The 15,731-nt window shown below is 35.2% G+C and carries 10 protein-coding genes; 7 read left to right on the forward strand and 3 right to left on the reverse strand.

The genetic code is table 11. The features are described 5' to 3' along the window. Nucleotides 1-109: 109 nt before the first annotated feature. From ACFSTH_RS02270 to ACFSTH_RS02290, 5 genes are all read left to right on the forward strand, one after another. Nucleotides 110-952 carry an AraC family transcriptional regulator gene (locus ACFSTH_RS02270; RefSeq protein WP_377775501.1) on the forward strand — a complete coding sequence of 281 codons (843 nt, stop codon included), beginning with the start codon at nt 110-112 and terminating at the stop codon, nt 950-952. Nucleotides 953-1,089: 137 nt separating this feature from the next. After that, a complete protein-coding gene (locus ACFSTH_RS02275) occupies nt 1,090-1,242 on the forward strand; it encodes a hypothetical protein (RefSeq protein WP_377775503.1) in 153 nt (50 codons plus the stop codon). Between the two features lie 177 nt (nt 1,243-1,419). After that, a complete protein-coding gene (locus tag ACFSTH_RS02280; RefSeq protein ID WP_377775505.1) occupies nt 1,420-2,433 on the forward strand; it encodes a helix-turn-helix domain-containing protein in 1,014 nt (337 codons plus the stop codon). Between the two features lie 82 nt (nt 2,434-2,515). Then, on the forward strand, nt 2,516-4,894 hold the full coding sequence (locus tag ACFSTH_RS02285; protein WP_377775507.1) for a beta-glucosidase: 2,379 nt from the start codon (nt 2,516-2,518) through the stop codon (nt 4,892-4,894). Beyond that, nucleotides 4,875-7,538: a glycoside hydrolase family 3 protein gene (locus tag ACFSTH_RS02290; protein ID WP_377775509.1), complete on the forward strand. Its 2,664-nt coding sequence runs from the start codon at nt 4,875-4,877 to the stop codon at nt 7,536-7,538. Before ACFSTH_RS02285 ends, ACFSTH_RS02290 begins: the two co-directional genes overlap by 20 nt. A 509-nt stretch (nt 7,539-8,047) precedes the next feature. Here ACFSTH_RS02290 and ACFSTH_RS02295 read toward each other — a convergent pair. Next, nucleotides 8,048-8,887: a YitT family protein gene (locus tag ACFSTH_RS02295; protein WP_377775511.1), complete on the reverse strand. Its 840-nt coding sequence runs from the start codon at nt 8,885-8,887 to the stop codon at nt 8,048-8,050. Between the two features lie 440 nt (nt 8,888-9,327). Between ACFSTH_RS02295 and ACFSTH_RS02300 the strand changes: the two genes are divergently transcribed. Then, nucleotides 9,328-10,905 carry an RCC1 domain-containing protein gene (locus ACFSTH_RS02300; protein ID WP_377775513.1) on the forward strand — a complete coding sequence of 526 codons (1,578 nt, stop codon included), beginning with the start codon at nt 9,328-9,330 and terminating at the stop codon, nt 10,903-10,905. A gap of 455 nt (nt 10,906-11,360) precedes the next feature. On the opposite strand, the gene ACFSTH_RS02305 is transcribed toward ACFSTH_RS02300, so the two are convergent. Then, on the reverse strand, nt 11,361-12,221 hold the full coding sequence (locus ACFSTH_RS02305; protein ID WP_377775515.1) for an amidohydrolase family protein: 861 nt from the start codon (nt 12,219-12,221) through the stop codon (nt 11,361-11,363). Between the two features lie 176 nt (nt 12,222-12,397). On the opposite strand from ACFSTH_RS02305, the gene ACFSTH_RS02310 reads away from it, so the two are divergent. Then, nucleotides 12,398-14,638 carry an AraC family transcriptional regulator gene (locus tag ACFSTH_RS02310; protein WP_377775517.1) on the forward strand — a complete coding sequence of 747 codons (2,241 nt, stop codon included), beginning with the start codon at nt 12,398-12,400 and terminating at the stop codon, nt 14,636-14,638. A 76-nt stretch (nt 14,639-14,714) separates the two neighbouring features. Here ACFSTH_RS02310 and ACFSTH_RS02315 read toward each other — a convergent pair whose 3' ends face one another. Further along, the gene (locus ACFSTH_RS02315; protein WP_377775519.1) at nt 14,715-15,599 is read right to left on the reverse strand and encodes a carbohydrate ABC transporter permease; all 885 of its coding nucleotides are present in this window, start codon (nt 15,597-15,599) and stop codon (nt 14,715-14,717) included. Between the last annotated feature and the right edge of the window lie 132 nt (nt 15,600-15,731).

Below are 15,731 nucleotides of genomic sequence, written 5' to 3' on the forward strand. Positions count from 1 at the left end.
TTTTAGCATTTTGAATATGTACATTATTTGCAATAATGATTGTTTTCTTCTTATATTTTGTGGTGTTATGATGGAGATATTCAATTTATGCAGGTGGGAGGGCAAGGAAGTGGATAGTTTATATTATGAAAACAACGAAGCGACTTTAACGCTGTCCCAGCGACAAACATCGAGTCATCATATGCCAGTTAGTCATTTTCATGGCACATATGAAATTTATTATATGTTACGGGGAAAGCGGCAATTTTTTATTCGAGATCGCATGATGACGATTGGGGAAGGAGACCTTGTGATCATTGCTCCTAATGTTTTGCATCGCACGACGAATGCTGACCCGTCAGAGCACGAACGATTTATTATTAATATTCACGAGCAGTTATTTGTCATTGATGAGCAATATAAGGAAGTTTTTCGTCCGCTATGGGAAGAGGATTATATTGTTTTGTCAGATTCCTTGCAATACCGTCAAGCTATCAAGTCGATTGTCAGTGCTTTAATTCAGGAAATGAAGGAGCAGGAAAGTGGCTTTGTGCTATATTGTCAATCATTAGCGATGCAATTGCTGCTTACTTGTTGTAGATATTATGAGCAGCATATGTTGGAGGTACCAGCGGTAACTAATGCTATGCATGAGCGAATGATGGAAGTTGTGAAATATATTAACGAACATTATATGGAAAAAATAACGTTGGCGATACTAGCCGAGAAGTTTTATGTTAGTTCGTATTATTTGAGTCGATCGTTTAAGGAAGCAACTGGTTTTACGTTTGTGGAGTATGTGAATAGCGTTCGGATTAAAGAAGCAGTACAGCTGCTAGAAAATACTTCTGTCAAAGTACAATGGATAGCTAACAGAGTTGGGTTTGGTAGTATCACTCATTTTGGCAGAGTTTTTAAAGAGGTTACGGGACATGCTCCATTATATTTTAGAAAAAGTATCGGAAATAAGTGAAGACAAATGTGAAGCAAGTTGTTCTTATATTCGAATATACTACAGCAAATTCGTAAACAGTGTGTTACTAATGACAAAGTTGCTAATATTTTCATTATATTAAAGTAATTATTTATTATCGAAATGGGATACTGGAGATGATAGCTTATCATTTTGGCGGTGAGCAAGTACACCTTACGAACGATGAAGAAGAAACAGTCGAGATTGATGAAGTAGTTCTCTTCTCGGGGGTGCATCAATTGGATGATTATACCCAAATCTATGTACGAAGAGAATCAAGTATTTATTGAAACTTAATAAACAAGGTATACTAGATATAAGTGCATATCCTAATTAACATTAAACTACAGATGGCTAAATTAATAGTAGTAAGGACGGACAACGTAAAATATGGTTGGAGGGGAGCTTTATCCTTTCACATGCGGTATGAGCAGATACCGAAATAAAATCCGAGTGGAGCATGTAATATGAAAACAATTATTGACGAAAAATCTTTATATAAAATGTTGTCCAACAGTAACTTAAAGTTCTTTTCAAGTGGTGTACTACACGTTGCAGATCCTTTATTTATAACACATTGGAGTATTAATCAAGAGGAGTTTGTAAGTAACATTTTCTACAGTAGTTTGGATAACGAAAGTTTTTCAACCCCTTTTAAAAAAGAGTCGCTTCCTAAAAGTTGGTCAATGTTTGGAATTAAACAAGACCTTGGGAATAATAGTAAGTTAAATGCTCCATATCATCGAAATAAACATATTGAATTACATTATGTAAAAGAGGGAACATTTAATATCAAGATCAATCGAACTATTCACACGCTAAATAAAGGTGATGTATGTATTATTAACCCTAACTGTTATCATAGTGATTTAATAAATCAAGATGATCTTGATTTGTTTATTATTGGTATAAATAGAGAAATAACACATGCCAGTGAAATAGACTTTAGTAAGTATGATTTAATTAATAGTTCTTTTTCAGCTAACAAAAAGAAGAGCGAGTACATTATTTTTAGAGATGTGGTAGGTATTGAAGATGTGCTTCATGTTTTAGTTGAAAATATAAAGAGTGATAACTTTAAAACTTTATCAAAGTTTCTTGATAAACTGTATGCTAATGATTATGATCTTGTAGTTGAACATGAAACTAGTAGAAACTCGATATTATTTGAGGAGATAAATAACTTTATTATGTCAAATTATCAAACAGTCACTTTGGAAGATTTACAATTTTATTTTAATTTTTCTAAGGAACATATTAGTCGTATAATTAAAAAAGAAACGGGTCTAACATTTTGTAAATATGTTCAAAAAATAAAACTGGATGAAAGCATATATCTTTTAAGAACAACTAATTATTCGATAAAGGTGATTATGCGTAGCATCGGTTATAGTAATGAGACTCATTTTTATAATTTGTTTGAAGATTATACAGGTGTTTTACCACAAAAATATCGAAAAGCCAAAAGACAACTTAAGTAGTTGTCTTTTTTATTGTCTGATTTGGTTAGTGTTTATGAAAGCGTTGTTGCTTATAATTAGTATGAAAAGATGAGGTGATAGTATGAACGATAAACTTAAGAAGATGACATTAGAAGAGAAAGTTTCGTTAATGTCTGGCGCGAATTTTTGGAATTCAAAAGCGATTGAACGTTTAGATATTCCAAGCATTATGTTAACAGATGGTCCACACGGTGTAAGGAAGCAAGGTGGTAAAGCTGATCATTTAGGCTTAAATAAAAGTTTGAATGCGACATGCTATCCAACAGCAGCAACACTTGCTAATAGTTGGGATGTAGCTTTAGTCAAGAAGGTTGGAGAAATGCTCGGTGAAGAAGCTGCTTACCATGATGTCTCTGTCTTACTAGGTCCAGGTGTCAATATTAAGAGAAATCCATTATGTGGAAGAAACTTTGAATATTTTTCTGAGGATCCTTATTTAACAGGTAAACTGGCATCAGCAATGATTGAAGGTATCCAAAGTACTGGCATTAGTGCCTGTGTAAAGCATTTCGCAGTTAACTCCCAAGAGCATGTACGTATGTCAATCGATGAGATAGTTGATGAGAGAGCATTACATGAAATTTATTTAGAAGCCTTCAGAATGAGTATAGAGGAAGGAAAGAGTAAGGCTATAATGACTGCCTATAATAAGATCAATGGTGTATTCGCAAACGAGCATCCATTTTTACTAAAAGATGTGTTACGTGATCAGTGGAACTTTGAAGGTTTAATCGTTACTGACTGGGGTGGAAACAGTGATCGAGTTGCTGCGCTGAAAGCAGGTAATCAATTAGAGATGCCATCTACTAACGGGATGACTGATAAAGACATTTTAGATGCAATTAAGAACGGAAGTTTAGATGAGTCGGTATTAGATGAAAATGTTTTATCGTTATTAAATTTTATAGAAGATGTTAAGGATCCAAAACATACGATATATGATATTGATCTATTTCATAATTTAGCTATAAAAGCAGCGGAGCGGTCAATCGTCCTTCTAGAAAATAGAAATAACCTGTTACCGTTAAGTGATAAGTCCTCATTCGCAATTATTGGTGATTTTGCAAAGACACCTAGATATCAAGGTGCAGGAAGTTCATTAGTAAACCCTACGAAGATAGTCAGTTTAATTGATGCTTTTGAAGGATTAGATTACGAATATGCACAAGGTTATCATCGTTATGGTAAGAAACGTAAGCGATTAATTGATGAAGCAGTTAAAGTTTCCCAAAAAAAGGATATAATTATTGTTAGTCTCGGACTTGATGAAAGTAAGGAAGCTGAAGTAGTTGATCGTATCGATATGAAATTGAATAAAGTTCAACTTGATTTAATTAACGCTCTTATTAAAATTGATAAACCGATTGTAGTACTTCTTTCAGGGGGATCTCCAATTGAGCTACCATTCTCTGATGAAGTAGATTCAATCGTTCATGGCTACTTAGGTGGCCAGGGTAGTGGCATGGCTATGAAAAATGTACTATTTGGAAAGGTAAATCCTTCTGGTAAGCTTGCTGAAACGTATCCTATTAAATATGAGGACGTTGTTAGTAATAAGTATTATCCAGGTAACATAATTAATTCGGAACATCGTGAAAGTATCTTTATTGGATATCGACAATATGACTATTTAGATCAAAATGTAAAATATCCGTTCGGATATGGATTAAGTTATAGTACATTTGAACTATCTAACTTCAAAGTGGATGGTAATAATGTTTCAGTGGACGTTACTAATACAGGAGATATTATTGGTGAGAGTGTTGTTCAATTGTATGTAGGACGTGAAAACTCAAATATCTTACGTGCTAAACAAGAATTAAAAGGGTTTAGTAAGCTTGAACTTGAACCTAAAGAAACCAAAACTATTCATATGATTTTAGATAATCATGCCTTTAAACATTATGATACTGAATCAAAACAATGGGAATCAGAAGCGGGTATTTTTGAAATAAGAGTTGGTTTCTCATCAAGAGATATAAAGTTCATAGAGAAAATTAATATAGCGGGCAAAGTATATGATAAATTTATTCCGAATGGATATGCTGTTGATCAATTAATGAATATCTCTAAGAAAGATTTTGAAAACTTAGTTGGTTTTAAGATAGCTGAAGATAAATATGATAAAACACAACCATTAACATATGATTCAATAATATTAGAAACAAGATATCGTTCACGGTTTGGTAAGCTTATTAATGGTGTTATTGATCTTACACATCATACACTTCATAAAATGAATAAGCCAATAGCTGCTAACAACGTAATATTCGGACAAAATATACCGTTTAGAGGACTAGCAAGAATGTCCAATGGAATGTTAGATATGAATATGACGGATGGATTAATGATGATGTTTGATAAGAAATTTATAAAAGGATTCAATCACTTTACAAAAAGTTATTGGAGGAAGAGAAAAAATGATAAAACAGGAAATTAAGAAATTAGCCGTTCAACAGGCTAAAAAAGATGCTGGGAATAAGCAACTAAAAAAAGAGTCTACAGCTAAATATAAAGCGGAAATAAAAGCTAGTGATAATAAATTAGATAAGAAACGATTAAAGAAAGAGTTTAAATATTATAAGAAAGAAGTAAATAAAAAGGTGAGGTATATGGCATGGACTTTAGTAGCGGTTGTGTTTGTAATACTAGCAGTCCAATTTGGACCACTAGTAAAAAGTCTCCTTCATGCTACAGGTGCATCTGATATTACTATGGATTCTTCAACACCTGAAGGACAGGCTGCATTAAAGAATGGTGATCATATATCGTTAGAGATAGCTAAAGAAGGAATCGTTTTAATGAAAAACGAGGATGATTCACTACCATTAAACAATGAAAAGATTAATGTGTTTGGTTTGGCTCCTCATGTCATGCGTTTTGGTGGAGGAGGATCAGGAAACTCTGATCAATCACGTAAAGTATCATTTTTTGATAGTTTAGATGCTAAAGGCATTGAGTATAACAAAGAGTTAGCAAAATTTTATAGTTCAAATGTTAAAACAGGTGCTGATAATGCTGGTATGTTACAAATGATTAAAACTATGGTACTTGGTGAAACATTTGATGAGTTAGAAAATAGTAAAGTTAGCGAACAAATAATTGACAATGCTAAGCAATATTCAAATAAAGCATTAATCTTCTTATCTAGTTCAGGATCTGAAGCATCAGATATGACTGTTGAGCAATTACAAATAACACAAAATAAAAAAGATATGATTGAAATGGTAGCTAGTAATTTTGATGATGTAACAGTCATTATTAACGCTGGTAACACACTAGAGTTAGGTTTATTAGAAGATTATCCATCAATCAAGTCAATTGTATGGGTAGGTACTCCTGGTCCTTACGGAGCTTTAGCTTTAGCTGATATCTTAAAAGGTAATGTGAATCCATCAGGCCGTTTAGTTGATACTTATGCATATGATATTCGTAGTAATCCAGCAAGTGAAAACTTTGGAGATTACAAATATGATAACTTGAAGAAAGCGTTCATTAATTATCAAGAAGGTATTTATGTAGGTTATAGATACTATGAAACAAGATATGCTAAAGATGAGGAAACATATAATAAGGTAGTTCAATACCCATTTGGATATGGACTTAGTTATACAGATTTCCAATGGGAAGTAGTAAATAGTTCATTTAATGAAGAAACTATATCTGTTGATGTAAAAGTTACAAACAATGGCCTAGTTGCTGGTAAAGACGTTGTTCAACTATACTTCAATGCACCTTATATTGATGGTGGATTAGAAAAATCAGAAACAGTACTAGGTGACTTTACTAAAACTAATTTACTAGAACCAAATGAGTCAGAGATTGTAACATTAAGCTTTAGTGTAAGAGATATGGCGTCATATGATACAAGTAGAGAGGCATACATTTTAGATGCCGGTAACTATAAGATTAGAGTTGCGACAAACGTTCATGAAACATTCGAAAGTATAGATTATACTGTAAATGAAACAGTGGAGTATAAAACAAATAGTAAAACTAATGTAGCTTATGCCAACCAGTTTGAAGATGCCAAAGGTGATATTCAATACTTATTAAGAAGTGATTGGGATGGAACATACCCAAGTGATAAAGACATTAGCCATACTGCACCAGATTCATTACTAGAAACAATCGATAAATTAGATGTTATCGAAGGTCTAGAATTACCTGAGTTAAATCAAGAAGTAACACTAAAACTTGAAGATTTAAAAGGCTTAGATTATGATGATCCAAAATGGAACGAGTTTTTAAATCAATTTACTTTGGATGAGTTAATGGATTTTGTTACTAACGGAGCATATAAAACAATAGGAATCGAAAGATTGGGTATTGAACAAAAATTATTAATGGATGGACCGGCTGGATTCTCCTATGTATTTAAAAAGTATGAAGCAGCAGCATATCCAACGGAAATAGTTGTAGCATCAACTTGGAACAAAGATCTTGCATATCTGTTAGGAGAGGCAGCTGGTAAGGAAGCAGTAGCGTATGGTATTGATGGTTGGTACGCACCTGCAATGAATATTCACCGTACACCACTAGGAGGGCGTAACTTCGAATACTTCTCTGAAGATCCATACTTAAGTGGAATTATGTCTGCAGAAATTACTAAAGGTGCACAAGATCAAGGTGTTATCGTGTTTATTAAACATTTTGCAATGAATGATCAAGAAACAAATGCAAGATCAGGTATTGTCTTATGGGCTGATGAGCAAGCAATTAGAGAAATCTACTTAAAACCATTTGAAATTACTGTAAAAGAAAGTGAGCCAAAAGCAGCAATGTCAAGTTTCTCATACATTGGACCTAAGTGGGCAGGCGAGCATACAGGGCTCTTAAATAATATATTAAGAGAAGAGTGGGGCTTCGATGGATTTGTAAGTTCTGATGCTGTTTTTGGCTTTATGAGTGCAGATCGTGCAGTAGTTTCAGGGAATGACTTAATGTTAGATATCATGTCACCACATAAGAATAAAAAAGCACTTAAAAAAGCTTATAAAGAAAACCCAGCATTTATCGTTAAAGGTTTACAAGATAGTGTACACAACATCTTATATACATTTGTAAACTTTCAAAAGAATTAAAGGTGTGAACTCGTAATCTGCAGTAGTATATAAAGCACTGTTTGCTGTTATTAGGGATCAGGGGACTGACCCCCGTTCGTGAGACAGGGATCAAAACACCTTGTATGCAACCAGTTTCCGAAATTCAATCATGTGTCTCACACCAAAATAAGAAAAGCAGAGGAGGAAACGGATGTTTCCTCCTCTGCTTTTTCAATACAATCAAGCACTTTCACATGTAGCCACTCATGACGACAAATCTTGTACGTATTTTCGTACAAAGTGACATTCCGACTATCGAAAAAGCGAACGTTTGTAAGTTTTATAGTATAAAACCGTTACGTTCACCCCACTATCGGGGTCACTTTATACGATTTATCGTATAAACTTGATCTCCCTTCACCACCTATACGAATATTTGTACGTTTTTTCATGCAAAAAACCGACCTTAGGGTCAATTTTTCATATTTGTATATATAGCTTCCATTTTTAAGTGGAAGATGTGATGAGTTTTCAGACACGTACTAGTCTTATTTTCGCAAATTCATAAATCCTTCGCCAAACACATCACGAACATCGTGAATGGTTAGAAAAGCATGCTCGTCAATATTTTTGACGATTTTTTTCAAAGCCGACAGTTCTTGTTTCGTAATAACAATATAGAGAACTTCTTTGGCTGTTTGGGAATAGTAGCCTTTTCCTTGTAAAATGGTAACACCACGATCCATCGCAACAGTAACTTCCTTCGCAATCAATTCCTGACTGTTGGAAATAATCGTAACTGCTTTTTTCGGATTTAATCCTTCCATAATAAAGTCCATCACTTTGGTAGCTACGTACAGCATAATAATCGTAAACATCAATCGCTCGGTTCCAATAATAAAGTAAGAAGCAAATACGACAATTAAGTCAAAGAACAATAACGCATAGCTTATTTTCCAATCAAAAAACTTATTAGCTATTTTCGCTAAAATAGTTGTCCCTGCTGTACTACCTCCGACTAACATAATAATTCCGATACCAACACCCGCCAATGCACCACCGAAGATAGCATTTATAATCATCTCGTTAGAGTCAATGGTCCAAGTTCTTGTTATATGCAAAAATAGAGAGTTGAAAATAACAGCGATTATCGTATAAATAACCATTTGTCTATCGAGAAAACGATAACCAAATATAAGTAAAAAAGTGTTTAATATTAAGCTCATCAGTCCAGGCGACCATTCAAATAAGTAAAAGAGAATAATGGTAATTCCCGTTACGCCACCTTCCCCTAACTGATTGGGAATAATAAATAAATTGACCGATAAAGCAAATAAAAAAGAGCCTATCATAATGATGAAAAGATCGCGCGTAATTTTTTTACTCATGGATGTTTATCTCACTTTCTGTTCGCTACTGTAAATATAGTTTATGTAACTTCCGTTACGCTTGTTGCTACAAACTATTATCGCTACTATCGTCTTAACCAATACTCATCAAAACTAATCATATATCATAAAAATATTACGCTCAACAATAAAAAGTATCGAAATCAGCACAATTGTTACACTTAGTACAACAAAAAAGACAGCGAAAGTGGATCGCTACTTCGGATCAGAATAAACTAATATAGGTAATGTAGGTGAGTGAGAAAATAAACTTAAAAGAGTAATGCAACTCATACCATGACAAAAAATAAATAATAAGTAATATAACCCTTCTAATTATAAATGTGTCAATAAAGAGAAAACTATTGTATTAAATGTCAAATCGTGATAAGTTAAAAATTGTAATGAAAAATTCAAAAAAAAGATAGGAGTTGATTATTTTGGAAATTCGTCGAAAGAGCTTTATGTTATTGTTAACTTTACTGTTGCTGGTGGCAGCGGTGATAGCAGTAAAACCTGTACATGCAGGACCACCGAATATTGCGGACAAAGCGATTGCAATAGCCGGAGGTAGCAATCATAGTTTAATTGTGAAAGAGGACAAAACAGTATGGTCATGGGGCAAAAATTTTTATGGCCAATTGGGTAATGGAAACACAGACAGTCGGGATAAACCGATGAAAGTACCTTGGTTATACGATATGACAAATGTAGCTGCTGGTACACAACATAGTTTGGCATTGAAATCAGATGGTACAGTGTGGGCTTGGGGTGCAAATGATTTCGGTCAATTAGGCATCAATTCGTTAAGTAATCAAGTATCTCCTATTCAAGTATCGTCGCTGAGTGATGTAGTACAAATTGTAGCTGGTAATAATCACAGTTTAGCTGTGAAATCAGATGGTACCGTATGGACTTGGGGCATGAATACTTATGGGCAGCTTGGAGATGGGACAACAAATGATCAAAAAGTTCCAGTACAAGTGCAGTCATTAAGTGATGTCAAAGCTGTTGCAGGTGGTATGTATCACAGCTATGCATTGAAGAATGATGGTACCGTATGGGCTTGGGGTAATAATGCAAACGGTCAGCTTGGAGATGTATCTGCGCAAAACGTAGAAGTAGCTCCTATTCAAATAACAACCCTTAGCAATGTAAAAGCTATCGCTGCTGGTAGTCATTTTGGATTGGCAGTTAAGACAGATGGCACGCTATGGGGATGGGGAGACAACCAAGCGGGGCAATTAGGAGATGGTACCACTATTGATCGGACGAGTCCCGTTCAAAGTACAGGGATAAGTGGTGTAAATAAAGTAGCTGCTGGTGAATCACACAGTATGGCATTAAAATCTAATGCGACTGTTTGGACTTGGGGTTCTAACGGTTATGGTCAGTTAGGGAACGGTACAACAACATCACAAGTAAACCCAGTGCAAGTAGCAGGTTTAAATCAAATTTCGCAAATCAGTGCAGGATATAATCATAGTATTGCTGCGGATATTACTTTTTTTCGAACTTGGGGAAACAATGATTTTGGACAACTCGGTCATGGTACTGTAGGTGATGAGCTAACACCCAAAGTAGTCAGGCTCGATCTAATTCAGGATGGTCAAGTTTATATGATTAGAGCTAAGCACAGTGGCAAATTTCTTGATGTTTCAACTTATTCCATGGATGAGGGTGCACCAGTTGTTCAGTGGTACCATAATAATGAAGACAATCAAAAATGGTTAGCGACCAAAAGTACAAATGGATATACTCTTACAGCGTTACATAGCGGTAAAGAATTAGGTGTAATATATAATTCGAATGCCAATGGAGCAAAGATTGTCCAATCAGTAAACGGAGCTCAATGGATTTTTCAGAGCACGTATGAAGGCGATTATGCCATCATTAATGCTGCTAATAATTACCGACTAGATGTATCAAATGAAAGTCACTCAGACGGAGCGCCATTTATTCAATGGAATAATACAGGTAGAGATAACCAGGTATTTGAATTAATTCCATTAAGATAAATTTAAAGCAAATATTAGAAAATAGAACAAGCGACGCTAATATTAGCTGACGCTTGTTCTATTTGTATTATGTCGTCTTAACCAATTCGGGCCAAAACCAAATATCATAAAAACATTACGCTCAACGATAATAAGCATCGAAACCATTATAATGGTTACACTTAGTACAACAAAAAAGACAGCAAAAGCGGATCGCAGGTACAAGTAGTTGCTTGGAACATAAGCTTTATACGAAAAAGCGTATAAACGGACAAGTGCAGACGTTTGGAGTGAAGGGTTTGTATGAAAAATCGTATAAACGGGCTTGTGTAGACGGTTGTAATGATGGCTTTATAAGAAAAAACGTATAAACCAGCTTGCGTAGTTAGTTGGAAGGAAAGGTTTGTATGAAAAAATGTATAAATGGCATGGGATGAAGCGACAAGGCGGATTCCGATGCCATTTGTTTTGTTACATTAAGTGACCAGTGGTCGTATTTTTGGAAACAGTTGTAACGCTGTATTGAAAAACACATCATGATGATAAGTTGCGGGAATAACGTGTTGGATAAACTCTAAATAAGGTGCAACAGGAGCAAGCGGCCAATCCGTCCCAAACAATATTTTTTCATAATGGTCGCCATAAGCAAGTGCTTGACGTAGATGAGCAAACGTAAGAGGATCACGCCCCATCCGTATACATTCGGCAGCATTCCCGACAATTAAACCAGATACATCAGCAAATACATTCCGGTTTTTGTATACGACTTCAATACCATCTAATACCCACGGATCCCCCAAATGTGCCATCATAAAATTGACCCCACGATGTGTAACTGCCACTTCATCGATGGTAAGTGGATGGGAATATTTCAATAATCCACGTTCGGAATAGGTGTCCCCTGTATGAAAGACGACAGGAACTTGATATTGTTTGGCAAGCTCATAGACTGGTTGATAAATAGGATCGTATGCGTAATAGGGATAATATCCAAGGTAGATTTTGATTCCAACCGCTTCTGGCTGCTGTACGCAGCGTTCTAGTTCATCCAATCCAGCATTGTTTAGTCGAAATGGATTAATGCCAGGGCAGTAGACGATTTGCTTCGGAAATTGTTCGGTAATCATGTCCAATCCCATAGGGGTGTGAGAAAGTTGGTCAGGAAAGCCGTGCGAAACTGTTTCTGTTAGCCCCATTCCGATACCTAATACGACGTTATTGGCGGCATATTCGCGTAATAATCCTTCTACTGAGTAGTTAACAAACGAGCGTGATTGTGCTGTTTCTTGGAACGAAGTAATATGAGATAGATGCATGTGGGCATCGATGATTTTCAATATAGGTACACTCCTTTTTTAGTACTTGTATCAGTATAAAAGGAAATGCAAGCAGATGCAAAAATTTAGTTACATTTATATAAATATTTTATTTTGTTGAATTATTGTTGAAAGCGCTATATTATAATACATAATCTTCGGGGAGGATTTACTATTGTTGCATAGGGAGACCATATATGAAAAAAAGCAGAACTTTCTATAATATATTTGTACCCATTCTATTGTTGAGCTGTGCATTGGTAGTCGGATTTGGCAGTTACATCTATATATCTACCATTAAATCAGTAGTCGAAAATGTAGCTGAAAATCAGCAAAGTTTAATTGTGCAAGTTCGCAATACGATGGAGCAAGAAATTAAAACGATTGAATATGCCTTTAGTACGTATAGTACATCGCAATCATTTAATAAAACAATGCAAAGTGATATGACAGAAAATGATTTTGAAACATATCGCGAACTCAATTCTCAATTACAATACATTGCTACGATGGGAATGGAAGGAGTGCAATATTCCCTCACCAGTTTAACGCAAAATTGGAATATAACTAACGGTTCGATCTATCGACTGTCGGAGCAAGAGAATAAACAATTACGAGAACATTACATAGATAATCAAGAGGAAAGCTTGTTTTGGATTCGAACGGATACTGGTATCCGCTTTATCCACACACTACCTGTTCACTCGCAATATAAAAATGCTATTGCTTCTTCCGATATTCCGCTATCTTCATTAAATCGGATGTTACGAGCTAGACCGGATACTTCCGTTTATATTATGAACAAACATGGCGAGCTACTATTTACGACAGAAAGCGATAATACTGTTTTAAATGCTGCACAGCTGGTGCAAATTAATAAGCAAATAGAGGAGATGCCAGAAACTGGCGAGGTTATTTTGGACAAAAAGGGAGGCAGTGGTAAAAAGGTTTTATATGCAAAGTCAGCGTATAACAATTGGACATACATAACGAAGCTTGATGAAAGTAAAATTAACGATGCGCTCCGTCCAACGTTGATCGGCTTAGTGGTGATGGGTATTGTTATTTTACTTTTGTTAATTATCATTGCTTATTTTTTATCTGTATATTTAGCTAGACCATTTCGAAAAATCCAAAAAAGACTACCACAACGAACAGAAGGAGCGACGCACGATGAAGTAGATTGGATCATTCACTCTATTGATTCGATTGTGCATGAAAAGCAACAATTAGAGCATTTAATAGAAATAGAAAAACCAAAGCTGGAAACACAATTTATACTTAATTTGTTGTTTAATCGTTTGACGACAGAAGAAATAGCCAGCAGTATGAAGAGATTTAATTATGAAATTACTGCAAATACGATGTTTATCGTGATGCTTATTCAATTGGACAGTTTTCAGGAAAAGTATCGCATGGAAAAAGACGTATTATTGTTAACAGCAAGTAAAATAGTAGAAGAAGTTATTCCATTACAATATAGAATGCTGCCGGTTGTTTTGAATGAACGAACGCAAGCCACGATTTTATTGTTCGAACAAGTGTCCAGCCAAGAAATTCATAAGCAATTAATCCAATATGGTAAAACAATTATTAGAACGACGAGAGACAGCTATCAGTTTTCTGTCAGTATAGGCATCAGTGACATCTACAGTGAGCTAGAAGAAAGTAAAAATGCGATGAACATGGGATTAGAAGCGTTACACCAACGTCTTCATCTCGGTAAAGAATCGATTATATTTTTCGAAGATGTTTCCGCGCTTGTTACGGGATCACGTCATATCTATTATCCGGTAGATTTAGAGTTGAAATTGTTTGATGCGATTAGATTGGGAGAAGTAGAAAAAGTATCGGAGCATCTTTATCCTCTGCTAGCGGCTATGATTAAACATAGTCAATCGCCTGCTAATTTGGAAGTTATGTTGATGCGCTTTGTCAATAATTTAATTCAGTTAGAGCAAGTGATTGGTGGTACCGTATTGCTTTCTCATAGTAATGCCAATTTGTTTCATCGACTATTGGAAACTCGTAATCCGGAAGAGATCGAACGAATTTTGGTAAAAGAAATTATTCAACCGATGGTAATTACGATGCGAGACAAAACAAGTGAACAATTTCGTTCGGTTGCCGATAATATCGCCACCATTATACGCACCGAGTATGATCAAGATATAACGTTAGATAGTATTAGTGATCGGCTTCACTATAGCCCTAATTATTTAAGTAGTATTTTTAAGAAAGAATATAATATGACGTTTAGTGAATATGTAACGACCTATCGATTAGAAGTAGCAAAGCAGTGGTTAGTGGAAACGGATATGACCATTAAAGATATAGCGGAGAAATTACGTTATCAAAATTCGCAAAATTTTATTCGTTCTTTTCGAAAAAAGGAACAGACAACTCCAGGTGCATATCGCAAAGCCAAAACGGAATAAATTATTTGAAAAAAGTTCTTTATGGTTTCGAAGGAGGTAATCCTGACGGTATCATAAAGAACTTTTTTTGTAGTAGTTACCCTTTGACCGCCCCAAGTAAAGCTCCCTTCGTAAAGTGTTTCTGCACAAAAGGATAAGCGATCAACATTGGTACGGTAGCGACGACGATAACTGCCATTTTGATAGTCATGGCTGGTGGTACAACGTCAACGGAAGCATTGTCTCCCTGCATCCCACTGGATACGAGAACAATTTGCCGTAATAATACTTGCAATGGCCATTTATTCGAATCGTTAATGTAGAGTATGGCGGACATATAAGTATTCCAATAGGTGACTGCGTAAAATAGCGAGATCGTTGCTATCGATGGAAGGGCAAGTGGAATCATAATTTGGAAAAACACTCTAAAGTCATTTGCCCCATCAATTTTAGCTGATTCTTCTAAGCTATCGGGCAATGCCTGAAAAAAGTTACGCATAATAATGAGATTAAACGCATTTATTGCCCCGGGAATAATGAGTGACCAGTAGGAATCAACTAAGCCCACTGCTTTAACGATAAGAAAGGTTGGGATCATCCCACCACTGAACAACATCGAAAATACAATAATAAAGTTAATGAAATTACGTCCTACTAAATATTTACGTGACAATCCATATGCCATAAGTGCGGTTAAAGAAATACTCAAAGCTGTTCCAACGATAGTAATAGATGTGGAGACAGCAAGTCCTTTGAAAATAGTTGGTGTAGAAAAGATAAACTTATAAGCATCAAGTGAAAAGGTAGTTGGAAATAAAATAAATTTCTTTGCAACCACTTCTTTGGTGGAAGCGAACGAACTAGCAAATATATTAATAAACGGTATTAAACAAGCTAATGAAAAAATAACTAACAACGTCTGATTAATCGAATTAAATAGTATATTACCTGTCCTCTGTTTTAAGCGAATAGTTTTCTTCATGTTTGTCCTCCTCGTATATTATGTTTAGGCGTTACTTTCCGCCCATTAATTCCTTACTTATTAACCTGCTTTTATGTCAATCGACTTGGACGTTCCGAGATATTCCTAGATAATGGTCTTAGGATCATTTGG

Origin of the sequence: Paenibacillus yanchengensis (assembly GCF_042684845.1) — a bacterium.
GTDB classification, from domain to species: domain Bacteria; phylum Bacillota; class Bacilli; order Paenibacillales; family Paenibacillaceae; genus Pristimantibacillus; species Pristimantibacillus yanchengensis.